The organism is Piscibacillus sp. B03 (assembly GCF_052246295.1).
In the GTDB taxonomy this organism is placed as follows: Bacteria; Bacillota; Bacilli; order Bacillales; family Alkalibacillaceae; genus Piscibacillus.
Map to the genome: position 1 here is coordinate 59,742 of NZ_JBQQCO010000007.1, position 23,949 is coordinate 83,690.

The following is a 23,949-nucleotide window of genomic DNA, read 5'->3' on the forward strand; positions in this document are numbered from 1 at the left end:
AATTAAATAGAAAGTAAATTTTTAATATTATGAATTAGATGTTTGTTGCTGCTCTTCTTCTTGATATTGACTAACTAATACCTTTCTAGGTTTACTACCTTCATATGGGCCAACAATTCCTCGTTCTTCCATAGCATCAATTAATCGTGCGGCTCTAGTGTAACCAACTCTAAATTTCCTTTGAAGCATTGAAACACTCGCGCTCTGCATGCTAACAACTAATTGAACCGCATCCTCGTACAATTCATCATCTACATCATTTGTCACTTCACTTACTTCATCAGGAATCATCTCTTCTTGGTACTGTGCTTTTTGTTGTTCGACACAATACTCAACAATTCGTTCCACTTCCTCATCAGACAAGAAAGCACCTTGGACACGAGTAGGTTTAGAAGCACCAACTGGGAAGAACAACATGTCCCCTTTACCGAGTAACTTTTCTGCTCCCCCACCATCAAGAATTGTACGTGAGTCAGTTTGTGATGATACACTAAAAGCTATTCTTGATGGGATATTGGCCTTGATTACACCTGTAATGACATCAACTGATGGTCTTTGTGTTGCAATAATTAAATGTATACCAGCAGCACGAGCCATTTGAGCTAATCTAGTGATTGAATCTTCTACCTCATTTGACGCAACCATCATAAGGTCTGCTAATTCATCAATTAAAACAACGACATAAGGTAGATGAGGGTGATTCTCTTCCTCTTTTTCATTAATTTTATTAATGTACTCATTATAACCTTCAATATTACGTGTACCCGTATCAGAAAATAAATCATAACGTCTTTCCATTTCCGATACGATTTTCTTTAATGCTTGTGAAGCTTTCTTCGGATCTGTAACAACGGGTGCTAATAAGTGTGGAATACCATTGTACACATTTAGCTCTACTTTTTTAGGGTCAATCATCATCATCTTTACTTCATGAGGTTTAGCTCTTAATAGAATACTAGTAATAATTCCATTTACACACACACTTTTACCACTACCTGTTGCACCAGCAATTAGAAGGTGTGGCATTTTGTTAAGTTCCGCCGTAATAGCTTCCCCAGCAATGTCCCTTCCAAGTCCAAACAAAAGTTTTGATGGATTCGTTTGAGCATATTGCACAACTTCTCTTAACGATACTTGTGCAACTTCTGTGTTCGGCACCTCAATCCCAATAGCAGATTTTCCTGGGATTGGTGCTTCTATACGAATATCTTTTGCGGCAAGTGCTAAGGCTAGATCATCATGTAAGTTAACTATTTTACTTACTTTAACCCCCACATCAGGATAAACCTCGTATTTTGTTACAGCTGGCCCAACGTGAACTTTTGTTACTTTAGCTTTCACTCCGAAACTATGAAACGTTTTTTCTAGTTTTTGCACGGTTGATTGAATTTGAGATTTTTCATGTTGCTGTGAGTGAGCTACTGGACTCTTTAACAGTTGTAAAGATGGTAGTTTATAAGATTCATTCTCAACCTCTGCCATAGGTAAGGTTTGAATTTCATCAGTTTTTGTATCAGCGTCATCTTCTTGCTTAACCGTCTCTGTCCACTGCTTTGTCTCAAGTTGATCTGACGATTCATCTACATACTCTTGAAAATCTTCAATAACAGGTTCAGATTCAGACTGTTTAATCTCATTTTGTTCAATATTATAAGTTGTTTCAGTTACAGGTTCATCAGCTTCCGCTTCTTTTTCCTCAAGTCGTTTAGCTTTTCGTTCCTTCCTTTTTTCCTTGAACGATTGAACAATTGTTAAGAAGTGATCAATAATCTTTCTAAGTACGTCAGATATTGATTTCTCACTCAGTAACATAAACCCAATTAGAACACCAAAAACAGCTAATACTTTGGCACCCGCCGCAGATAGAAGATAATAGCTAAGTGCAAATAAAGATGCACCAATCATACCCGCACCAATATATTGGTAGCCTACTTCTCCTGTCTGATAACTTTCATAATAATCCCAAGTGATACCAAAAATATTTTGTTCTTGATATTGAGCTACAATTAAATCAAATGTTTGTACATGAGTGAATAATAGAACAGAAGCAAATAAAATATAAAACCCAATCCATTTAGAAGCTTTAAAATCGGGCCATTTTCTTTTCAGCATTAAATAAATTCCAATCACAAATAACGCTAAACTTACAACTATGTACCAAAATCCAAATAACCATTGAAATAGGGTTACAAACACATGAGGAATAAACCCTTCTCCAATAGAACTAATTCCACTAGAAAAGATGGCACTTAATATTAATAGTAAACCAACTAGTTCAAACTGTAATACGTGACGTTTTTTTCGTCTTGTTTGTTTTTTCTTCTTTTTACGTTTAGCCATCGTATCCCCCCAAAAATAAGGAAGCAGCCGTGTGTAGGCTGCTTTGCTGTGATTATTATTATACCATAGTTATCCATTGATTTGGATAAGTCTTTATAAGTAATATGTTGTTCCTGGCTGCAATTCTTTGTTCAAATAATCAGCAGGGTCAGTTGATGTCATGTGTACAATTTGATAACCATTTAAACCAGGATCACGACGCAACTTGACTGTAGCATGGTTAACCGTTACAAATTGATAGACACTATTATCTTCGTCTTCGAAGATTTCTTGTTCGTTTAAAGGCGTATATAGTATCATTGTACCACCTGCTCTCCTTTATTAGCATCAATTAATTCATTTAACTTAACTATTGCCTCTTTAACACCACCGACATCATCAATTAACCCACAATCAACCGCATCTTTTCCCACTACATTTGTACCGATATCTCTTGTTAAGTTACCTTTAGCAAACATTAATTCCTTGAAATCTTCTTCAGTAATATTTGAATGTTTAACAACAAAGTTTATGACGCGATCTTGCATTTTATCTAAGTATTCAAACGTCTGTGGTACACCAATAACTAGGCCAGTTAACCTAATTGGATGGATTGTCATCGTGGCTGTCTCAGTAATAAAGGAATAGTTAGCAGAAACAGCAATTGGTACACCAATTGAATGACCACCACCTAAAACAATTGAAACAGTAGGCTTAGATATCGTTGAAATCATTTCTGAGATAGCTAAACCTGCCTCAACATCTCCACCGACTGTATTAAGTAACAAAATCACACCTTCAATTTTAGGGTTTTGCTCAATTGCGACAATTTGAGGAATTAAATGTTCATATTTTGTTGTCTTATTCTTTTGTGGCAATTGTAAATGTCCTTCAATTTGTCCAATTATAGGTAGCACATGGATATTTGACTCAGGTGCTTGTGGTACATTCGTTTGTCCTAGTTGCTTAATTTTATCCATTAGTGAACCTTGCGCATCATCTTTGTTGTTCTCATCATTTTGTTGATCGTTTTGTTGTTCTTTTTTCTTTTCATCTGACATTGTAAACACCTACCTTTCCCATATAGTGTTTACAAATGGTAACTCTTCATACAAAAAGACTCCATTCAATTTGAACAGAGTCTTTAACAACTTATTTATTCACTCAAGCTAAATCGCTTCTTAATTGTTGTTCTTCTTCTTTAGTTAATGGCACTAACGGCAATCTTACAGAACCAACAGATATGCCTGAATGGTTCAATGCTGTTTTTACAGGTACTGGTGACGGTGCCTTAAAGAATGCTTTCATCTTAGGTAGTAATTGTTGGTGAAGTTCTGCGGCTTTCGCCACGTTACCTTCAAAGTAGGATTTCACCATATCTTGCATTTCATTTCCATATAAATGAGATGAAACAGATACAATTCCATCCCCACCGACAGATATAATTGGAAGTGTGAAACCATCGTCCCCACTATATAATTTAAAATCATCATCTGTTTGATCAATAATTTCGGTTATAGCTAATAAATCTTGGCTTGATTCCTTAACCGCTACAATGTTTGGTATTTTAGATAGTCTTACTATTGTTTCAACAGACATATTAACTGATGTTCTTCCTGGGATGTTATACAACATTGCTGGTAAATTTGTCGATTCAGCAATAGCTTTAAAGTGTTGATATAAACCTTCTTGATTTGGTTTATTGTAATATGGTGAAACCAATAACACTGCATCTACACCTGTAGCTTCAACTTTTTGAGTAAACTCAATCGTTTCTTTTGTATTGTTACTGCCCGTTCCCGCAATTACAGGAATACGTCCATTAACAATCCCAGCTACATGTTTGTATAAAGTTAATTTCTCATCTTTTGTTAATGTAGGTGACTCACCTGTTGTTCCACCAACTACTAATGCATCGGTTCCGTTATTGATAAGATGTTCAACTAATTCTTCAGTTCGTTTTAAATCTAATTCATTTTGATCATCAAAGGGTGTGACCATTGCCGTTAAAATGTTACCAAAATTCATGATTAATCTCCTTTCTTACCTAAAAAACTATCATGAAGAGCATTGACTGCCACTTCTAAGTCCTTCTCTTTAATTAATACCCAAATAGTCGTATGACTATCAGCAGATTGTAAAATTTGAATATTTTTTGTTGCCAATGCTGTTACGATTTTAGAGGCCACCCCTGGCACACCTTGAATTCCAGCACCTACTGTTGCAATTTTTGCACAGTCTTCTTCAATATTGTACTTTAAATCTAATGATTCAATAATCGATTTAGTCAAGCGCCATTTTTCTTTAGGAACTGTAAATGTAATACCTTTTGTTGAAATGTTAAAAAAGTCAACAGAAATACTAGCTTCTGCTAGTTTTGAAAACACTAATTCATGTAATTGAATTAATTTTTCTTGCGCTTCAATATTTATTTGATACAACCCAGAAACTTGAGCAATTCCAGTTACTAATGTATCTGTTATGGAACGATCTATTGAACTATTTACTTTAGATGTAACTAAAGTGCCTTCATCATTCGAATAAGTTGAACGAACCCTTAAAGGAATCTTCTCTTGCATTGCAATTTCAACTGCTCTTGGATGAATCACTTTAGAACCCTCATAAGCTAGGTGTACAATCTCGCTGTAAGTCATCGCTTTTAGAGTTTCGGCATGCTTAACAAGTCTTGGGTCTGCTGTTTTAATCCCGTCTACATCCGTAAATATATCAACGAATTCAGCATTTAATGCTGCACCTAATGCAACAGCCGACGTATCTGAACCACCTCGACCTAAAGTTGTCATATAGCCAAAACTATCTTGACCTTGGAAACCTGCGACAACTATTACCTGATTAGTGTTAAATAATGTGTTAATTAATTCGGGATTAACCTTTTCAATTCGTGCGTTAGTAAAATCACTTGTAGTCATAATCCCTGCTTGAGCACCAGATATCGAGGTTGCAGATAATCCTTGGTTTCTTAATTCATTAGCAAACACAACCGAAGATATTACTTCTCCACAAGACATTAATTGATCAAGTTCCCTTTGAGAAACTTGATGGTCAGGAAATTGTATTAAATCCAGTAACGTATCAGTGGCGTAAGGTTCTCCCTTACGCCCCATAGCTGATACAACTACTACGACTTGATGTCCTTGATCAACAGCACTTTTAACATGCTGAATAGCTAGGGATCTCACATCTTGATCTCTAACCGATGTCCCCCCGAACTTTTGAACTATGACAGTCATTTTAGCCCTCCAGGTTGTTGAATCAGTTTTTGTGCAATTTGAACTGAATTCCAAGCCGCACCTTTAAGTAAGTTATCGGATACAACCCAAAAATGGAACCCGTTGTCTACATCAAGATCTTTACGCACACGCCCTACAAATACATCTGTTTTACCTTCAGATAAAAGTGGTGTAGGGTAAACTTGATTATTAATGTCATCTTCAAGGACTAATCCTTCTTTATCACTTAAAGCACTTTGTAAGTCTTCAACGCTTAGATTGCTGTCGTTTACTTCAATATACACACTCTCAGCATGTGAATAGAAGAATGGAAGTCTTACGCAAGTTGCTGCAACTTTTAATTCATCATTATGCATAATTTTTTTCGTTTCATTAATCATTTTCATTTCTTCGAATGTATAATGATTATCCTCAAACACATCAATTTGAGGTAAAGCATTAAACGCGATTGGATAATGCTTTGGTTCAGACTTAACTGGTAAAATATTAGCCTCAGCCTCTTCCCCATTAAGCATCGCTTGAGATTGTGATTTTAATTCTTCAATCGCATCATTACCTGACCCTGATACTGATTGGTAAGTTGAAACAATAACACGACTTAAACCAAATTTTTGTTTGATTGGTTCAAGTGCAACAACCATTTGAATCGTTGAACAGTTTGGATTCGCGATGATTCCTTTGTGTTTTTGGATATCTTCAGGATTTACCTCTGGTACCACTAAAGGTACATTAGGATCCATTCTAAATGCACTTGTATTATCAATTACAACTGCCCCACGTTCAACTGCTTCGTGAGCTAATTTTTTTGAAACTGAACCGCCTGCTGAAAATAAGGCGATATCAACACCTTCAAATGCTTCAGGTGTTGCTTCGATAATTTCAACAGAATCCCCTTTAAATGTTACTGTTTTTCCTGCGGAGCGCGCAGAAGCTAACGGATATAGTTTTTCAACTGGAAAATCAATTTGTTCCAGCATTTCTAACATTTTCTGACCTACAGCTCCTGTTACTCCAACTACTGCTACATGATATTGTTTGTTTTCTGCCATGTTGATTCCCTCCTCGAAACACTTTAAGGACATTTTAACACAATTAAAAATTTCTTAAAGTGGTATATCTAGTATTGTCTTAATAATGGTTGTAATTGTTGCCCTTCTATAGCGCTTTTAATAGTCTCAGGTAATAGATTCATATGTGCCACGAGTGATGTTGGTTTTTTAACTGGATCATCCTGCCCAAACGGAACAAAATAAACATTTTTAGCAGCTAACAATTTAGCTAAATTAGTACCATTTAAACCTAATGCATCATTCGTTGAAATGGCCAAGACCACTGGTTTACGATTACGTAATGTTGCTTTTGCTGCCATTAAAACGGGAGAGTCAGTTAATGCATTAGCAAATTTACTTATAGAATTACCTGTCATCGGAGCAATAACCATACAGTCTAAAGGCTCCTTAGGTCCTAGTGGTTCGGCTTCAGGAATGCTTGATATTAAAGATTTTTGTGTGATTTCTCTTATTTTGTTTAAATGGTCTGCTGCATCACCAAATTTTGTATCAGTTGATTGAACGGTATAAGATACAATTGGTACGACCTCTGCCCCTAAATCCATTAACGTTTGAAGTTGCGGAAACGTCTCATCGTACGTACAATGTGAACCTGTTAATCCAAAACCAATTCTTTTTCCTTTTAAATCCAATGAGAACAAGCTCCTTTCTAGGCTTTCTCTAACATGATGTTATGAATGACGCGAGCTAGAATCATACCAGCTGTTTTAGGCGCCACCAATCCGGGTAATCCAGGTGCTAACATCGCTTTGATTCCTCTTTTCTTGGCAAATCGGAAATCAACGCCCCCTGGTTTTGAAGCTAAATCAAAAATCAAACTATCTTTAGGAAGAGCACTAATTAGTGATGGGGTAACAATCAATGATGGGATCGTATTAATTAAAATGTTGCAATCATTTAATGACTCTTCTAACTCTTCATACTTAAGAGGGGTAGCTTGATATTCAAAAATGCGAGCCAACTCATCTTCATGCCTTGAGTAAACCGATACATGCGCGCCTAAGCCTTTAAAAGTATGAATTAAGGTCTTTCCAACACGACCTAAGCCCAGTATTGTTACATTTGAGTTATGGATTGTAAAGTCAGTTTGTTGGATTGCGAACATGACTGTACCTTCTGCTGTGGGTATTGAATTATATATTGCGACATCGTCACGGTCAAAAAGTTTAATAATCCTACTTTGAAAGTTAGTTAATTCACTTAAATAAGGTGTCATAATTCCCGTGAACAACAAACATTGGTCAGAAAATCCCTCCAACCATTCTTCCGTAATTTGTGGAGACGATTCAGCGTAATGGCCTTCAGCATAGCCTTTTTGATCCAAACCAGTTACGGGTAAAATGATTGCATCAATCTTTTCCTTAGGTATGTGATCAATATCTGATAAAAATAGACCTTCAATTTCATCTTCTAACTCTTCAAATCCAATCGCATAAATAGTAGCATCTTTTTCGATTAACTGCTTCATCATCTCCACATGTCTAGTGTCACCGCCAATAACGACAATAGATTTTCCAGTTAACATTACATCACCTCGCTTACGTCATTCAATCCAATATATCTTATGTCATAGCCCAAAAAAAGTGAAAATCAGAGAATGATAAAATGGGTTTTAGGCAAAAAAGTATCTAGATTATTTAATTCTAACCAATAAAAAATCGAGCTTTAGATATTTTCATATCTTAAGCTCGACTAACGTAAAAATTAATTTTTTTTAGGTTTAACAATGATCATATCTTCTCCAATTACTTCAATGTCTTTCCATTTAATTCTGGAATTTGTTTCGCCCTTCTTAAGACCTAACATTGAAAAATCTTGAATAACAATCGATTCGATACGTCCAGTTTCTGGATTAATTTCAAGGTCTGTATGTCCTAAGATTCCCAAACGTTCACCCTTATAGGCATCAATCAATTCTTTACCAGTTAAGTCACGGTAACGCATTATTCATCACCTCTAATACCCATTATACGTCTAAAGGAAGAATACATGCCTTAGAAGGTGAATCATTAAATACTTTAGCTGCTAAATCAATAACATCATCTCTAGAAATTGATTCAAATTTACTTATCAATTGATCTAATGATAAATGCTTTTGATTGAGAAGTTCATTCATGCCATTTCTGTGCATTCGACTATTAGGGTTTTCTAAACCTAGAACTAAATTTCCTTTTAACTGTTGGATTGTATTATTGATTTCTTTTTCAGAAACCATCCCTTTTTGTAATTCTATTACTGTATTATGAATTTCTTCTTCTAATTGACTTAGTTGCTCAACTGTAGTGGCACCATATACTGTTATCAAGCCATTATCTCGGAAGGCGTTATGATAAGAGAAGATTGTATACGTTAATCCTAAGTCTTCCCTAATCTTCTGAAATAGTCTTGAACTCATGCTTCCACCTAAAATATTATTTAAAATATTAATTTCATAAATGGACTCATTCCCAATAGGTACTCCCTTATACCCTAAACACAAATGGGCTTGAGAGGTATCTTTTTGTTTTTCCATAGATTCATTTTTATAATAATCCATTAAAAGATCTGTTTTTGAAGATGAATTAGGAATTTGTAGAAAGACATTTTTTACCTTTTGAGATAGATGTTCGGTTATATTACCAGCAACAGATACAACGATGCGATCAGCTGTATAAAATGCCTGTTTATAAGCTAATATATCATCTCGAGTTAACTTTTCTAATGTTTTCTGATCACCTAAAATTGGCTTTGATAATGGATGATTTTTAAAACTTATATCGTGTAGGTAATCATGAATAATGTCATCCGGTGTATCTTCAGTCATAGCAATCTCTTCATATATGACATTTTTTTCTCTTTCTAATTCTTCTTCATCAAAATTAGAATTCATCAACATATCATACATTAAATCTAATGCAAAATCTGCATGTTGATCCATTACTTTTGCATAAAGGCACGTGTATTCTTTCGATGTAAAAGCGTTTGCATGACCACCAATAGAATCGAATCCCTCTGCAATGTCACGAGCTGATCTAGTTGACGTACCTTTAAAGAGCATGTGCTCGATTAGGTGTGAGATACCGTTACAATGGTCTCCTTCATATCTAGAACCAGAAAGAATCCAAATACCAATTGAAACAGATCTCAAGGCAGGTAATTGTTCTTCAACAATACGTACGCCATTATGTAATTCAACACGGTTAATCATTCCTCACTATCCCTCCCTTTTGAAAAAATATTTTTTTATCCTAACTCATGATGATTGAGTATTCATTCAATTTATACTAAAAAGAAAACTTGGCTACTGCCAAGTAAATATCGTTATAACAGAGCACAGTAAAAAGAACTGGTTTTACCAGCTCTGTTTACTGCGTTTCTTCTTTAGCCTCTTGTTCTTGTAATGCAGCTTTTCTAGAGAGATTAACTCTACCTTGGCGATCGATTTCTTTAACTTTTACTAACATTTCATCACCTATATTAGCAACATCTGTAACATTCTTAACATGTTTTTCATCTAGCTCACTAATATGGACTAAACCATCTTTACCGCTGAAGAGCTCAACAAAAGCACCGAACTTCTCAATTCGTTTAACCTTACCTAAATAAATCTGACCTACTTCAACTTCACGTACTAAATCTTCAATGATTTTCTTCGCCAGAGCGATTTTCTCTCGATTAGGAGATGAGATGAAAATCGTACCATCCTGTTCAATGTCAATTTTAACATCTGTTTCTTCAATAATCTTATTGATTTGTTTACCACTTGGACCAATAACATCTCTTATTTTATCAGGGTTAATGTGCATTGACTCAATCTTAGGTGCAAACTCTGATAACTCTTCTCTAGGCTCAGAGATCGTTTTCATCATATGATCTAAAATGTCCATACGACCTTTTTTGGCTTGTGATAGTGCTTCGTCCAAGATCTCACGAGATAGACCATCAACTTTAATGTCCATTTGAAGTGCTGTAACACCTTTAGATGTACCTGCAACTTTAAAGTCCATATCACCTAATGCATCTTCCATACCTTGAATATCTGTTAAAACAGTATAATTTTCGCCTGATTTAACTAATCCCATTGCAATACCAGCAACTGGTGCTTTAATAGGTACACCTGCATCCATCATTGCCATAGTACTTGCACATATACTAGCTTGCGATGTTGAACCGTTTGACTCAAGGATTTCAGATACAACACGAATGGTATAAGGAAAATCCTTTTCACTAGGAATGATAGGATCCAATGCTCTTTCACCTAACGCACCGTGTCCAATTTCACGACGACCAGGTCCACGAATTGGTCCCGTTTCACCTACACTGTACTGTGGGAAGTTATAATGGTGCATAAAACGTTTTTCTTCTTCTAGGTCTAATCCATCAAGTACTTGAACATCACCTAATGCTCCTAATGTACAAACACTTAGTGCCTGAGTTTGTCCACGTGTGAACATAGCCGAACCATGTGTACGAGGTAAAACTTTAGTTCTAGAAGATAACGGTCTGATTTCATCAACTTGACGCCCGTCAGGACGAACCTTTTCTTCTGTGATTAGACGTCTTACTTCATCCTTAACCAGCTTGTCTAATACTGATTTAACCTGAGAAATATAGTCATCTTCGACTTCATCTGCTTCATATCTTTCAATCACTTTTGTTTTAACGGCTTCGATATTTTCTTCACGCTGTTTTTTGTCAAACGTCTGAATAGCCTCAACTAGCTCGGCTTTCGCGAATTCACTAACCTCTTTAACGACTTCTTCATCAGGAGTGAATAGTTTAACTTCCATTTTTTCTTTACCAAGTTCATTCATTATTTCCTCTTGGAAAGCTACTAAACGTTTAATTTCTTCATGACCGAACATAATTGCTTCTAACATGACATCCTCTGGTACCTCATCAGCACCCGCTTCAACCATATTAATCGCATCTTTTGTACCGGCAACTGTTAGATCAATATCACTTTCTTTTGCTTGTTCAACTGTTGGATTAATCACAAATTCACCATTAATTCTACCTACATTAACACCTGCAATTGGTCCGTCGAATGGAATATCCGAAATACAAAGAGCTAGTGATGAACCAATCATAGCAGCAACTTCAGAAGAACAATCTTGATCAACACTCATTACTGTACTAATCACTTGTACTTCATTACGAAATCCGTCTGGGAATAATGGGCGAATTGGTCGGTCAATTAAACGGGAAGTTAATACCGCTTGATCACTTGGTCTTCCCTCACGCTTAATAAAACCACCAGGAATTTTACCAACTGCATATAACTTCTCTTCATAATTAATTGTTAACGGGAAAAATGGAAGGTCCTTAGGCTCTTTTGAAGCTGTCGCCGCTACTAAGACAGCTGTGTCACCGTAACGAACCATAGCAGCTCCATTAGCTTGCTTAGCTACCTCACCAATTTCAAAGGTTAACGTTCTTCCTGCTACATCAATGGAAAATGTTTTCATTTCATTGGACATATAATTAAATACCCCTCTCAAAACTGTAAAACTATGTAAAAGTAAAGAAAAAGCGGGTATCCCCCGCTTTTTCGTTTATCTACGTAGTCCTAATTTGTTAACTAAGTCACGATAGCGTTGGACGTCTTTGTTACGTAAGTAGTTTAGTAAATGACGACGTCTACCTACCATTTTCATCAATCCACGACGTGAGTGGTGGTCTTTCTTATGCTCACGTAAATGATCGTTTAACGTGTTGATTTGCTCAGTTAGGATAGCTACTTGTACCTCTGGTGATCCAGTGTCGTTGTCATGAGTTTTGAACTCATTAATTAGCTCCTGCTTGCGCTCTTGTGAAATTGCCATCCTTTTACACCTCCTATTTTTAATCCCCTCACTCCTCGCACTCGTCGGTGATTCGAAATGCCAAGAACAAGGTTGTTTTCATTACATTACTACGATACATTTTTTTTGTTAAAAATGCAAGTCATATTAATTTAGAATTTGAAAGAAATTTTTAGTATCGTGTTCATCTTTTTTCATATAGCTTATTAATTCTTCAACACCACTGAACTTTTCCTCAGGTCTTATATAATTATGAAATTCAACTTCCACATACTCATTATAAATAGTTTGATCAAAATCAAATATATGAACTTCAACTAATGGATGTTTAAGATCATCAGTAAATGTTGGATTAAAACCAATATTAGCCATGCCATAATAATAGCGTTGATTATAGCGAACCTTCACGGCATATACACCTAGTTTAGGAAGCTTATGTGAAGGGTCAATTTCTAAATTGGCTGTAGGATACCCGATTTCACGGCCCCTTTTTTCTCCGTGTACCACTTCAGCACTAACCATAAATGGACGCCCTAATAATTTCGTGACCTTTGACATTTCACCATTCGTTAGTAAATCTCTAATTCTCGTTGAACTTACCTTATCACCTTCATAAGTGACTTTGTCAACAACAGAGAAATCTAATTGTCCTTTAGAATAGTGATCCATGTTTTGAATTTTCCCTGCGCCTTTGTGTCCGAATGAAAAATCAAATCCTCCAACGACATGTTTCACATTCAAATCAATGAAGAACTTCTGCACAAAATCCTCTGGCGATAACTTCGCTAAATCGGCATTAAATGTTACAACAAACATGTAATCTACATTCAACTCTTTAAATATTTTAATTTTTTCATCAAGACTTGTGATTAAAAAATCTTTTAAAGGTTCTTTTTTAATCACTTCTAAAGGATGAGGATGGAATGTCATAACAGCACTTTTGATATTTTGTTCGTTGGCTTCATCGATCGCTCTCTGTATTACCTCTTGATGACCTTTATGTACGCCGTCAAAATAACCTACTGCAACACTAGTCGGTTCAATATCTATTTGATAATGATTTGGATAATTCAAGTTTACTATTTGCATTCTTTCACCAACTTTATTAATGAAATACTCTAAAAGGCTTCGCCATACCTTCCTTACTTGGATGAGGTTGATAAATGGCAATTAACTGTCCTTTTGAATCTAAAATTTTATATAAAGAATCATCAATGTCTTTAGGATAACTTAACACTTGTCCATGTTTATAACGAATTGCGTCCTCATCATTTACACTAATATAAGGTAAATTTAAGGCATTTGCCATACTTATAACAGGAGCTGTGTTTTGATTTACTGCTTCTTCAAATTCATCAAATGTAACAGTATCATCAATTTCAAATTGTCCCACTTTTGTTCTCTTTAAGTCGCTCATATGTGCCGGATAACCTAGTTGTTTTCCAATATCAACACACAATGTTCTCACATAAGTTCCACTTGAACACATTACACTAAATTTAAAACGTGCATCATGTTCATTATAACAATTAATGTCGTTAGACAACATATTTATAGAATGAATTTCAATTTGGCGGACAGGTCTATCAACTTCAAGCCCTTCTCTTGCATATTCATAGAGCTTTTTACCATTTACTTTAATAGCAGAATACATTGGTGGTATTTGATTAATCGTACCAACAAAGTGGTCTAGTACAGTTCTTACATCTTCTACAGAAAAGTCTTTATTAACTGTAGCTGTTTCGATTACCTCTCCACTATGATCTTCGGTTGTAGTAGCTTGACCTAAAGATATTTCAGCAATATACTCTTTTGTTTGACCAGATAATAATGATGATATTTTTGTTGCCTTACCAACACAAATCGGTAATACGCCTTCTGCATCGGGATCTAGCGTTCCTGTATGTCCTACCTTTTTTGTTTTTAATATGCGCCTAATTCTACCGACACAATCATGTGAGGTCATACCTTTTGGTTTATTTAGCAGTATAACACCATCCATCGTGCAACCTCCTAAATCCTATATACAATCTAAAAGGATAGACGCTAGGTCTATCCTTTTATTATTGATCATCATTTAAATCGTGAATAATTCGTTCGATTCTGTTACCATACTCAATTGTTTCGTCAATTTCAAAAGACAGCTCCGGTACTTTACGCAGTCTAATTCTATTTCCGATTTCAGATCGGATAAATCCTTTAGATTTAGCTAACCCAACTAGCGTATCCTCTTTTTGTTGTTCATCTCCAAATATAGAAATAAACACTTTTGCTTGTTGTAAATCTCCAGAAACTTGAACGTCTGTTACAGTAACAAACCCTACTCTTGGGTCTTTAATTTTGCGAGATAAAATATCACCGAGTTCCTTCTTCATTTGTTCTGCTACTCGATTTGAACGAATATTACTCAAGTTAATCACCTCAAAAGCTTAGAGGTTAAAGCCACTCATAATCCACAATAGTGACTTCTAAATCCGTTCGATTATCTATTACACGAACGACCTCTTGTAATGTTTTCTCTGCCATGATTTTCTCTTTAGCCACAACTGCAATACCAAATGCACAGCGTTGCCAAAGGTCATGAAAATCAATTTCAGTCATACTTACATTAAACTTATTATGAACTTGATGAATCGTTTGTTTAATGATAGAACGTTTACCTTTTAGTGAGTGAACATCATAAAGCATACATTCTACATAAACGTAACCGATCATGTGCGTTCAATTTCCTTCATAACGTAAGCTTCAATGATGTCTCCAACCTTAAGGTCATTATAGTTTACCACAGTAATACCACATTCATAACCTTGTTGAACTTCTTTTACATCATCTTTATAACGTTTTAATGAATCAATTTCTCCTTCAAAAGATACAACGCCATCTCTAATCACGCGTATACCCGAGTTACGTGTGATCTTACCATCAATAACGTAAGAACCAGCAATTGTACCGACTTTAGAGACTTTAAACGTTTCTCTAACTTCCGCTTGACCAATAACCTTCTCTTCAAATTCTGGGTCAAGCATACCTTTCATTGCTGCTTCAATCTCTTCAATCACTTTGTAAATAATACGGTGTAGTCGAATGTCTATTTTTTCTTGTTCAGCCGTACGTTTAGCATTAGCATCAGGACGGACGTTAAATCCAATTACAACTGCGTTTGATGCTGAAGCCAAGATAATATCAGACTCAGTAATAGCTCCTACACCCGTATGAATAATCTTAATATTAACACCTTCAACTTCAATCTTTTGTAATGAAGATGCAAGTGCTTCTACTGTTCCTTGTACATCTGCTTTAACGATGACATTAATTTCTTTTACATCGCCTTCTTTGATTTGCTCAAATAAGTCATCAAGGCTTACTTTGCCAGACTCTTCACGCTGTGATTCGATTTGTTTCTGTTTACGTAACTCAGCAATATGTTTTGCTTTCTTCTCATCATTAAAGACAACAAAGCGATCACCAGCTTGTGGAACATCCTGTAAACCAATAACTTCAACAGGAGTTGATGGACCTGCTGATTTAACTCTTTTTCCTAAGTCGTTAGTCATAGCACGAATTTTTCCATAAGTGTTTCCAACAACAAGTGGATCACCTATATTAAGTGTTCCATTTTGAACAAGAAAAGTAGCTACTGGTCCACGACCTTTATCAAGCTCTGCCTCAATTACTGTACCATCTGCTAAACGGTCTGCGTTAGCTTTTAGTTCTTCAACTTCAGCAACTAACTTAATCATCTCAAGAAGGTCGTCAATCCCTTCTCCTTGGATTGCTGATAATGGAACAAAGATGGTTTCACCGCCCCAATCCTCTGGAACTAGTTCATATTCCATTAACTCTTGCATAACACGGTTAGGGTCTGCACCTTCTTTATCCATTTTATTAACCGCAACAATAATTGGTACCTCTGCAGCTTTAGCATGGTTAATTGCCTCAATTGTTTGTGGCATAACACCATCATCAGCTGCTACAACTAAAATAGCAATGTCCGTAACCTGTGCACCACGTGAACGCATACTTGTAAACGCAGCGTGGCCAGGAGTATCTAAGAACGTAATTTCTTTGCCGTCCGTTTCAATTTGATAAGCACCAATATGTTGAGTGATTCCGCCTGCTTCACCTTCAGTTACTTTAGTATGACGAATCGAATCCAATAGTGTAGTCTTACCATGGTCAACGTGACCCATAATGGTAACAACTGCTGGTCGTTCCTCTAACTGTTCAGGCTGATCCTCTTCTATATAGTTTAACAAGTCTGTCTCTTCAACAACAATTTCTTCTTCAACCTCAACACCAAAATCATCACAAATTAATTCAATTGATTCTGGATCTAAATTCTGGTTTTTAGTTGCCATAACCCCTATCATCATTAATTTCTTAATGATTTCAGAAGAATCTTTGTGAAGCTTTTCAGCTAATTCCCCAACAGTTAATGAACCCTGATAAGTGATTTTCTCTGGTGTCGCTTTTGGAGCTGGATTTTGTTTATTTTGATTTTGTTGATGTTTATGGTTCTGGTTCTGTTTATTATTTTGCTTACCTTTTTGGTTTTTCTTGTGTTGGTTTTGATTATTTTTATGTTTATTATTTTTCTTATTCGAAGATTGATTTTGATTATTATTATTGCTATTGTTATTAGGTTTTTTATTTGGTTTAGTGGACTGTTCCTTTGTATTAGAAGGCTTTTGCTCTTCTTTTGATTTTGGATTTAGTTTATTGTCTAATTGGCGCTTTGCGTTTTCATTAATTGTAGACATATGATTAGAGACTTCAATCTCTAATTCCTTTAAATGATTAATAACTTCTTTGCTTGATAAGTTATGTTGCTTTGCGTATTCATAAACTCGCATTTTTTTCATACATTCACCCCCGTGATTAATCGTCAATCAATTGCAAGAATTTCTTAGTAAACCCTTCATCATTTATACATGCCGCTACACGATCATGTTTACCTAGTGCGTTGGAGATTTCTACTCGACTTCCGACAAAACGATAAGGTACTTGATAACTTTTACATTTATCGGTTAGCTTTTTCTTCGTATTATCAGAGGCATCACTTGCAATTAAGACTAACGTTGCCTGCTTCGAACGAATATCTTTTAATATATTGTCTTCACCTAGACTGACTTTACCAGCTCTGAAAGCCAAACCCAATAAATTTAAGTATTGAGCCATTAAGATTCACTCACTTTTTGAGTTAATTCTTCGTATATAGAGTCATCAATTTGTGTATTTAAATGTCTATTTAAGATATTCGATTTTTTTGCTTTATTAATTACTTCTAAATCTCTACTAAGATAAGCGCCTCTACCATTCATTTTCCCAGATTCATCTACAAATACCTCACCGTCTTTATTGCGAACGACTCGGATTAGATCTTTTTTTGGAAACATTTCTTGAGTAACGACACACTTTCTTAATGGTTGTTTCTTTTTAGCCACAGTCATTCCTCCTATTCTTCTAAGTGGTCATGATCTGCGTCTAATAAACCTGCTTCTCGTGCTTCTGATTCACTTTTTATGTCAATTTTCCAGCCAGTTAATTTAGCAGCAAGACGTGCGTTTTGCCCTCTTTTACCAATTGCTAACGATAACTGGTGATCTGGAACAATCACTGTAGTGGCATGATCCTCTTCATCTACTAATACCTCAACAACTTGAGAAGGACTTAAGGCATTTGAGATATAAACTACTGGGTCTTCGGACCATTGCACGATATCAATCTTTTCGCCTCTTAGCTCATCTACAATTGTTTGTACACGTTGACCTCGCTGTCCTACGCAAGCACCAACTGGGTCTATTTCAGGATCTTCTGCAAAAACACTTATTTTAGAACGGTCTCCTGCCTCGCGTGCTACAGAACGAATTTCAACGGTACCATCATAAATCTCCGGTACTTCCATTTCAAATAAACGTTTTAATAATCCTGGATGAGTGCGTGAAACAAACACTTGTGGTCCTTTTCCCGTATTCTCAACCCTTGTGACATATACTTTCACTCGGTCGTGAATATCATAAGATTCATTAGGCATAATTTCATTTAAAGGTAACTTTCCTTCAAGCTTTCCAAGATGGATATATAGGAACCGGTTGTCCTTACGTTGAACTTTTCCTGTCATAATATCATCAACACGGTCTATAAAGTCATTATAAATGACACCACGTTCCGCTTCCCTAACTCGCTGCGTAACAACCTGCTTTGCTGCTTGTGCCGCAATACGACCAAAATCTCTTGGTGTTACCTCTTTCTCCACTACATCGCCTTCTTCATACGAAGGGTCAATCGCTTTAGCCTCTTCAACACTAATTTCTAGTTGATTATCCATTACTTCTTCTACTACTTCTAGGCGAGCAAAAACTTTCATACCATCATTCTCATTTAACTCAACACGTACATTAGTTCTTGAATTAAAATTCTTCTTGTATGCAGAAACTAATGCTGCATCGAGGGCTTCTAATAATATGTCTCGGTCAATTCCTTTTTCTTCTGATAGATACTCTATTGCACTATATAATTCCGAACTCAACTGATTATACCTCCTTATTAAAATGTAACAGCAATATTGGCCTTCGCAACCTTATCAAACGGTATTTCTACTTGTTGCTTTCTCGTTTTAACTTTAACCTCAAGTGTAATGAGATCATCTTCAAAGCGAATTAAATCTCCATAGAATTCTTTTTCGCCGTTTATAGGTTCATAGGTTTTAACATAGATGTGTGAACCGACGAAGCGTTCAAAGTCAGAACGCTTCTTTAATCTACGTTCCACTCCTGGTGAAGATACTTCTAGAAAATAAGCTTGCTCAATTGGATCAATTTCATCTAGTTTCTCACTTAATTGTTCACTTACTTTTCCGCATTCTTCTATGTCGATTCCACCTTCTTTATCAACATATACGCGTAAAAAGTGATTATTTCCTTCTTTAACAAATTCTACTTCAACTAATTCGAGATTCATCTCATCAACAATTGGTTCTACCAATTCTTCAGTTAAAGATACAATTTTCTTACTCAAAGAAATGCCTCCTTTAAAAAACAGGTCGTGTCTATTTAGATCATAAGTATATTATTCTTTAGATATAATAACCTAATCATTAAATTTCCCTGCTGAAAATTTAACAGCAGGGAAAGATAAAACGAAAGAGTGGGAGGCGACCCACTCTTTCTTACTTTACCGTATCTTTTGCTTAACCAATTGAAAATATACCATAATAACCAATAAAATGCAAACGGTTTAGAATAGTGACAGTTGATTTTGATCGGGTAATCCTTCTAAACAACCGTGTTGGTCTAAGTACTCTAATACGGTCTTAGAAATACGACTACGTTCACGTAAATCTTCCTTAGATAAGAATTCCCCATCTTCTCTCGCTTTAACGATGTTAATAGCTGCATTGGTTCCTAAACCATCAACAGCATTAAAAGGCGGTATTAACGTATCTCCATCAACTACAAATTCGCTTGCTTTGGAACGGTATAAATCTACCTTTTGCAATGAATAACCTCTTTCAGACATTTCAAGGGCTAGTTCTAATACCGTTAGTAAACTCTTTTCTTTAGGTGAAGCTTCATTACCTTTGTTTAATATTTCTTCAATTCGACTTCGTAATGCCTCAGAACCTTTAACCATCGTATCTAACTCAAAATCACTTGCTCTAACAGTAAAATAGGCAGCATAAAACTCAATTGGGTAATAAACTTTAAAATAGGCAATACGGACAGCCATTAATACATAAGCTGCTGCGTGCGCTTTAGGGAACATATACTTAATCTTTTTACATGATTCAATATACCAATCTGGGACCCCATGCTTTTTCATTTCCTCTATCCATTCATCGGATAAGCCTTTACCCTTACGAACATGCTCCATAATCGTAAATGCTAGTGATGCTTCTAATCCTTGGTGCATAAGATATACCATAATATCATCACGACATCCAATTACATCACCAATTTCACAGATGCCATCATTAATAAGTTCTTGTGCATTTCCAAGCCATACATCAGTCCCGTGCGAAAGGCCTGATATAATCACTAACTCAGCAAATGTAGATGGCTTAGTATCTTCAAGCATTTGTCTAACGAATCTAGTACCAAACTCTGGAACACCTAAAGTACCTGTTTTACATAATATTTGATCAGCCGTAACTCCCAACGGTTCAGGACCTTCAAAAATCTTCATAACTTCAGAATCATTTGTAGGAACATCTTTAGGATCAATTCCTGTTAAATCCTGGAGCATACGAATAACAGTTGGATCATCGTGTCCTAGAATATCTAGTTTTAATAAGTTATCGTGAATGGAATGGAAGTCGAAATGAGTCGTTTTCCATTCCGAATTTCGGTCATCTGCTGGGAATTGAATTGGTGTAAAATCATAAATTTCCTGATCATCCGGTACAACGATTATTCCACCAGGGTGCTGTCCAGTTGTACGTTTTACTCCTGTACAACCTTTAACTAAACGTGATATTTCTGCTTGACGATACATAAGTGAGTTATCTTGTGCATACCCCTTCACATATCCAAACGCAGTTTTTTCAGCTACTGTACCGATTGTACCTGCACGATATACGTTTTCTTCACCAAAGAGAACTTTTGTATAATGGTGTGCTTTTGGTTGATATTCTCCTGAGAAGTTCAAATCAATATCTGGTACTTTATCACCTTTAAACCCTAAGAACGTTTCAAATGGAATATCTTGACCATCTCTTGTTAATGGATGATTACATTCAGGACATTCTTTTTCAGGTAAATCGTAACCAGACCCTACAGAACCGTCATCAAAGAAATGATAATAACTACATTCATCACATACATAGTGTGGTGGGAGTGGGTTGACCTCTGTAATATCTAGCATGGTAGCTACAAATGAAGAACCTACTGAACCACGAGAACCTACTAAATAGCCATCACTTAACGATTTCTTTACAAGCTTCTCAGAGATTAGGTAAATAACCGAGAAACCATTCTCAATAATACTCTTTAATTCCTTTTCAAGACGGTTGACCACTATATCAGGCAAATTTTCTCCATAAATTGATTTTGCTCGGTTATAACACGTTTCTCTAATCTCATCATCTGCACCATCGATGTTAGGTGTATATAAATCGTCTTTGACAGGTTTAATATCATCTATTTGATTTGAAACCCAGTTCGTGTTTTCAATCACAAGTTCTTTAGCTTTATCTTCACCTAAAAACCCAAAATCTTCTAACATCTCATTTGTTGTTTTAAAATATACATCTGGCATGGTTTGACGATTCAAAGGGTTTCCGCTTTGAGAAGCAATTAAAATTTTTCGATATATTTTCTCATGTGGATCTAAATAATGAGTATTACCTGTTGCAACCACTTTTTTATTAAGCTTCTCACCAATTTTAACGAGTTTTTTAATTAATTGTTTAATATGTTCAATTGATTGAACTATTTCTCGATCTATTAGGTGGAAATAGTTCGAAGGTGGCTGAACCTCAATATAGTCATAAAACTCCGCTACTTTTTCAGCTTCTTCTTCAGATTTTAACGCTATTGTATCGAACAATTCTCCTTGATCGCAGCCAGAACCAACAATGATTCCTTCTCGGTGTTCAACTAATTTAGACCTTGGAATCCTTGGTACGCGATAAAAATAATCTACGTGAGCAATCGAAACTAATTTAAATAAGTTCTTTAGGCCTTCTTGAGTCTTAGCAAGTAAAATAGCATGATTAGGACGAGAACGTTTATATGCATCACCTTCACCCACGTGACGATTTAAATGATCATGGCTCGTCATATCCTTTTCCATAGCTGACTTTACTAAACTCCATAATAAATAACCTGTTGCTTCAGCATCATAAATTGCACGGTGGTGTTGGGTTAATTCAATGTTAAGGTGCTTACATAATGTATTTAATCGGTGATTCTTGAGCTGTGGATATAACAGTCTGGCTAACTCTAACGTATCGATTACAGGGTTTGTTACTTTTTCAATATCCATCCTTTGGAATGCTGCATTAATAAACCCAATATCAAAGCTAGCGTTGTGAGCTACTAAAATATCTTGTCCCATCCATTCATGAAAATCTCTCATGACGTCTTCTATCTCTGGAGCCCCTACTAACATGTCATCTGTAATACCTGTTAAATCGATCGTCGTTTGACTAAGCTTTTGGTGAGGGTTAGCAAACCTTTCAAAACGGTCCACAATCTCCCCTTGATACACCTTAACAGCTGCTAATTCTATAATTTTGTCGTATGAAGCTGATAAACCAGTCGTTTCTACGTCAAACACAATATAATTCGCTTCATTTAAATCTACTGGTGCTGGATTATAGGCAATGGGTACACCATCATCGACTAAGTTTGCTTCCAGTCCATATAAAATCTTCACACCATGCTTTTCACCAGCGGAGTGTGCCTCAGGAAATGCTTGTACGACTGCATGATCAGTTATTGCAACTGCTGAATGTCCCCATTTGGCAGCACGCTCTACTAGATTCGAAGCAGACACTGTAGCATCCATAGAGCTCATAGTAGTGTGGGCGTGTAACTCTATTCGCTTTTCTTCAGCTAGGTCTCGTCTCTCTTTAGGCGCAACCTCGTACAAGTCATTTCCCATCATCATAAGCTCATTTGTAAATGTGTCAGTCTGAATACTACCACGAGCTTTAATCCATACACCTTCTTTAACTTGCTTGAATAATTCCTTTTGCTCATCACCTTTAGAAAACATCTTAATTTGAATGGAGTCTGTATAATCTGTAAGACTAATGATTAATAAATCACGTCCAGATCTTAAGTTTCGAATATCAACATCAAATACATACCCTTGGATCACCATACTTTTCTCTTCTTCCAATATATCTCTAATTGGTGATGGTTCATCCTGAAAATCACGACCGATTTTCAAAGGTAGATTATCATTTTGATCATCTTTACTTTGCTTCGAACGTTCCTCCTTCTCTTTGATGGCACGCTCTATATAATTTTGCTCTTCTACACGCTTTTGTTTTTGAAATTGTTCAAACTCTTCTTCATCTCTAGCAATCTCGAATTGCAGTTGATAAGTTTTTAAACCACTTTTTAAACAGAACTCTTGAAATAATGGGTCAATCTTCCTCTTCATCATTTGAGCTTCAGTTTCATTTCTAGCATAAATTAATAATTGAGCACCATTAATTTGAGGAGTTTGGTTACAGATATAATCTTTATAAGCTGGAAATAGATCATGAATGGAATTTATGAAAAATTTCCAGTAAGAGCTAATTGATGCCTCATCTAAATCTTTTTTTTCTGTTTCGACTTTAATCTCAACCTTTGCAATATGATGAAAAGCATCTTTTAACCGTGCATTAAACACTTCAATCGCTTCACAAGAAAAAGGTTTCTCTTTATGGATATTAAATTGCCAAACCTTCTCATCTTTTAAAATTATTAGCTTTTCAAGATAAGCATCCTGGAACTCTAAATCTATAAGCTCTTGTGGAATACCAATTTGATTTAATAAGAGGTTTAATTTCTCTTTTTTACTAAGGTCCAT

Annotated in this window: 22 protein-coding genes; all 22 read right to left on the reverse strand. The window is 35.8% G+C overall.

Translation table 11 applies throughout. From position 1 onward, the window contains the following. Positions 1-27: 27 nt before the first annotated feature. The 22 genes from ACTWQB_RS06540 to ACTWQB_RS06645 all read right to left on the reverse strand — a co-directional run bounded on the left by ACTWQB_RS06540 (position 28) and on the right by ACTWQB_RS06645 (position 23,949). Positions 28-2,340 carry a DNA translocase FtsK gene (locus ACTWQB_RS06540; RefSeq protein WP_443138383.1) on the reverse strand — a complete coding sequence of 771 codons (2,313 nt, stop codon included), beginning with the start codon at positions 2,338-2,340 and terminating at the stop codon, positions 28-30. Between the two features lie 93 nt (positions 2,341-2,433). Next, a complete protein-coding gene (locus ACTWQB_RS06545; RefSeq protein ID WP_443138384.1) occupies positions 2,434-2,640 on the reverse strand; it encodes a YlzJ-like family protein in 207 nt (68 codons plus the stop codon). Continuing rightward, entirely contained in the window at positions 2,637-3,380 is a 744-nt protein-coding gene (locus ACTWQB_RS06550) for a ClpP family protease (RefSeq protein ID WP_443138385.1), read from the reverse strand. The genes ACTWQB_RS06545 and ACTWQB_RS06550 overlap by 4 nt, the downstream gene beginning before the upstream one ends. A 103-nt stretch (positions 3,381-3,483) precedes the next feature. Continuing rightward, positions 3,484-4,350 carry a 4-hydroxy-tetrahydrodipicolinate synthase gene (gene dapA / locus ACTWQB_RS06555; protein WP_443138460.1) on the reverse strand — a complete coding sequence of 289 codons (867 nt, stop codon included), beginning with the start codon at positions 4,348-4,350 and terminating at the stop codon, positions 3,484-3,486. Next, positions 4,350-5,570, reverse strand: a complete 1,221-nt coding sequence (gene dapG / locus ACTWQB_RS06560) for an aspartate kinase (protein WP_443138386.1) — start codon at positions 5,568-5,570, stop codon at positions 4,350-4,352. Before dapG ends, dapA begins: the two co-directional genes overlap by 1 nt. Continuing rightward, positions 5,567-6,619, reverse strand: coding sequence for an aspartate-semialdehyde dehydrogenase (locus ACTWQB_RS06565; protein WP_443138387.1), 1,053 nt, complete (start codon positions 6,617-6,619; stop codon positions 5,567-5,569). The genes dapG and ACTWQB_RS06565 overlap by 4 nt, the downstream gene beginning before the upstream one ends. Positions 6,620-6,687: 68 nt before the next feature. Continuing rightward, a complete protein-coding gene (dpaB, locus tag ACTWQB_RS06570) occupies positions 6,688-7,272 on the reverse strand; it encodes a dipicolinate synthase subunit B (RefSeq protein WP_443138388.1) in 585 nt (194 codons plus the stop codon). 17 nt (positions 7,273-7,289) lie between these two features. Then, positions 7,290-8,165: a dipicolinic acid synthetase subunit A gene (dpaA, locus tag ACTWQB_RS06575; RefSeq protein ID WP_443138389.1), complete on the reverse strand. Its 876-nt coding sequence runs from the start codon at positions 8,163-8,165 to the stop codon at positions 7,290-7,292. Positions 8,166-8,344: 179 nt separating this feature from the next. Beyond that, positions 8,345-8,584 (reverse strand): YlmC/YmxH family sporulation protein, encoded by a 240-nt coding sequence (locus ACTWQB_RS06580; protein WP_443138390.1) that lies wholly within the window; start codon positions 8,582-8,584, stop codon positions 8,345-8,347. Positions 8,585-8,606: 22 nt separating this feature from the next. Beyond that, positions 8,607-9,827, reverse strand: a complete 1,221-nt coding sequence (locus ACTWQB_RS06585; RefSeq protein WP_443138391.1) for a M16 family metallopeptidase — start codon at positions 9,825-9,827, stop codon at positions 8,607-8,609. Between the two features lie 157 nt (positions 9,828-9,984). Further along, a complete protein-coding gene (gene pnp, locus ACTWQB_RS06590; protein ID WP_443138392.1) occupies positions 9,985-12,099 on the reverse strand; it encodes a polyribonucleotide nucleotidyltransferase in 2,115 nt (704 codons plus the stop codon). Positions 12,100-12,174: 75 nt separating this feature from the next. Beyond that, positions 12,175-12,444, reverse strand: coding sequence for a 30S ribosomal protein S15 (rpsO, locus tag ACTWQB_RS06595; protein ID WP_443138393.1), 270 nt, complete (start codon positions 12,442-12,444; stop codon positions 12,175-12,177). Positions 12,445-12,570: 126 nt separating this feature from the next. Then, positions 12,571-13,512: a bifunctional riboflavin kinase/FAD synthetase gene (locus ACTWQB_RS06600; RefSeq protein WP_443138394.1), complete on the reverse strand. Its 942-nt coding sequence runs from the start codon at positions 13,510-13,512 to the stop codon at positions 12,571-12,573. 16 nt (positions 13,513-13,528) lie between these two features. After that, on the reverse strand, positions 13,529-14,425 hold the full coding sequence (gene truB / locus ACTWQB_RS06605; RefSeq protein ID WP_443138395.1) for a tRNA pseudouridine(55) synthase TruB: 897 nt from the start codon (positions 14,423-14,425) through the stop codon (positions 13,529-13,531). Between the two features lie 61 nt (positions 14,426-14,486). Beyond that, positions 14,487-14,834 carry a 30S ribosome-binding factor RbfA gene (rbfA, locus tag ACTWQB_RS06610; RefSeq protein ID WP_443138396.1) on the reverse strand — a complete coding sequence of 116 codons (348 nt, stop codon included), beginning with the start codon at positions 14,832-14,834 and terminating at the stop codon, positions 14,487-14,489. 25 nt (positions 14,835-14,859) lie between these two features. After that, the gene (locus tag ACTWQB_RS06615; protein ID WP_443138397.1) at positions 14,860-15,138 is read right to left on the reverse strand and encodes a DUF503 domain-containing protein; all 279 of its coding nucleotides are present in this window, start codon (positions 15,136-15,138) and stop codon (positions 14,860-14,862) included. Next, on the reverse strand, positions 15,135-17,285 hold the full coding sequence (infB, locus tag ACTWQB_RS06620; protein ID WP_443138398.1) for a translation initiation factor IF-2: 2,151 nt from the start codon (positions 17,283-17,285) through the stop codon (positions 15,135-15,137). Before infB ends, ACTWQB_RS06615 begins: the two co-directional genes overlap by 4 nt. Positions 17,286-17,301: 16 nt before the next feature. Continuing rightward, a complete protein-coding gene (locus ACTWQB_RS06625) occupies positions 17,302-17,601 on the reverse strand; it encodes a L7Ae/L30e/S12e/Gadd45 family ribosomal protein (protein ID WP_443138399.1) in 300 nt (99 codons plus the stop codon). Further along, positions 17,601-17,873: an RNase P modulator RnpM gene (gene rnpM, locus ACTWQB_RS06630; protein WP_443138400.1), complete on the reverse strand. Its 273-nt coding sequence runs from the start codon at positions 17,871-17,873 to the stop codon at positions 17,601-17,603. Before rnpM ends, ACTWQB_RS06625 begins: the two co-directional genes overlap by 1 nt. Before the next feature lie 5 nt (positions 17,874-17,878). Then, positions 17,879-18,952, reverse strand: a complete 1,074-nt coding sequence (gene nusA, locus ACTWQB_RS06635) for a transcription termination factor NusA (RefSeq protein ID WP_443138401.1) — start codon at positions 18,950-18,952, stop codon at positions 17,879-17,881. A gap of 17 nt (positions 18,953-18,969) precedes the next feature. Continuing rightward, a complete protein-coding gene (rimP, locus tag ACTWQB_RS06640) occupies positions 18,970-19,440 on the reverse strand; it encodes a ribosome maturation factor RimP (protein WP_443138402.1) in 471 nt (156 codons plus the stop codon). Between the two features lie 219 nt (positions 19,441-19,659). Next, positions 19,660-23,949 (reverse strand): PolC-type DNA polymerase III, encoded by a 4,290-nt coding sequence (locus tag ACTWQB_RS06645; RefSeq protein WP_443138461.1) that lies wholly within the window; start codon positions 23,947-23,949, stop codon positions 19,660-19,662.

Bases quoted from the DNA above. Each gene is read 5' to 3' on its own strand.
- ACTWQB_RS06540 (WP_443138383.1), bottom strand. From the start codon at position 2,340: ATGGCTAAACGTAAAAAGAAGAAAAAACAAACAAGACGAAAAAAACGT.
- ACTWQB_RS06545 (WP_443138384.1), bottom strand. From the start codon at position 2,640: ATGATACTATATACGCCTTTAAACGAACAAGAAATCTTCGAAGACGAA.
- ACTWQB_RS06550 (WP_443138385.1), bottom strand. From the start codon at position 3,380: ATGTCAGATGAAAAGAAAAAAGAACAACAAAACGATCAACAAAATGAT.
- dapG (WP_443138386.1), bottom strand. From the start codon at position 5,570: ATGACTGTCATAGTTCAAAAGTTCGGGGGGACATCGGTTAGAGATCAA.
- ACTWQB_RS06565 (WP_443138387.1), bottom strand. From the start codon at position 6,619: ATGGCAGAAAACAAACAATATCATGTAGCAGTAGTTGGAGTAACAGGA.
- dpaA (WP_443138389.1), bottom strand. From the start codon at position 8,165: ATGTTAACTGGAAAATCTATTGTCGTTATTGGCGGTGACACTAGACAT.
- ACTWQB_RS06580 (WP_443138390.1), bottom strand. From the start codon at position 8,584: ATGCGTTACCGTGACTTAACTGGTAAAGAATTGATTGATGCCTATAAG.
- ACTWQB_RS06585 (WP_443138391.1), bottom strand. From the start codon at position 9,827: ATGATTAACCGTGTTGAATTACATAATGGCGTACGTATTGTTGAAGAA.
- pnp (WP_443138392.1), bottom strand. From the start codon at position 12,099: ATGTCCAATGAAATGAAAACATTTTCCATTGATGTAGCAGGAAGAACG.
- rpsO (WP_443138393.1), bottom strand. From the start codon at position 12,444: ATGGCAATTTCACAAGAGCGCAAGCAGGAGCTAATTAATGAGTTCAAA.
- ACTWQB_RS06600 (WP_443138394.1), bottom strand. From the start codon at position 13,512: ATGCAAATAGTAAACTTGAATTATCCAAATCATTATCAAATAGATATT.
- truB (WP_443138395.1), bottom strand. From the start codon at position 14,425: ATGGATGGTGTTATACTGCTAAATAAACCAAAAGGTATGACCTCACAT.
- ACTWQB_RS06615 (WP_443138397.1), bottom strand. From the start codon at position 15,138: ATGATCGGTTACGTTTATGTAGAATGTATGCTTTATGATGTTCACTCA.
- infB (WP_443138398.1), bottom strand. From the start codon at position 17,285: ATGAAAAAAATGCGAGTTTATGAATACGCAAAGCAACATAACTTATCA.
- ACTWQB_RS06625 (WP_443138399.1), bottom strand. From the start codon at position 17,601: ATGGCTCAATACTTAAATTTATTGGGTTTGGCTTTCAGAGCTGGTAAA.
- rnpM (WP_443138400.1), bottom strand. From the start codon at position 17,873: ATGACTGTGGCTAAAAAGAAACAACCATTAAGAAAGTGTGTCGTTACT.
- ACTWQB_RS06645 (WP_443138461.1), bottom strand. From the start codon at position 23,949: ATGGACCTTAGTAAAAAAGAGAAATTAAACCTCTTATTAAATCAAATT.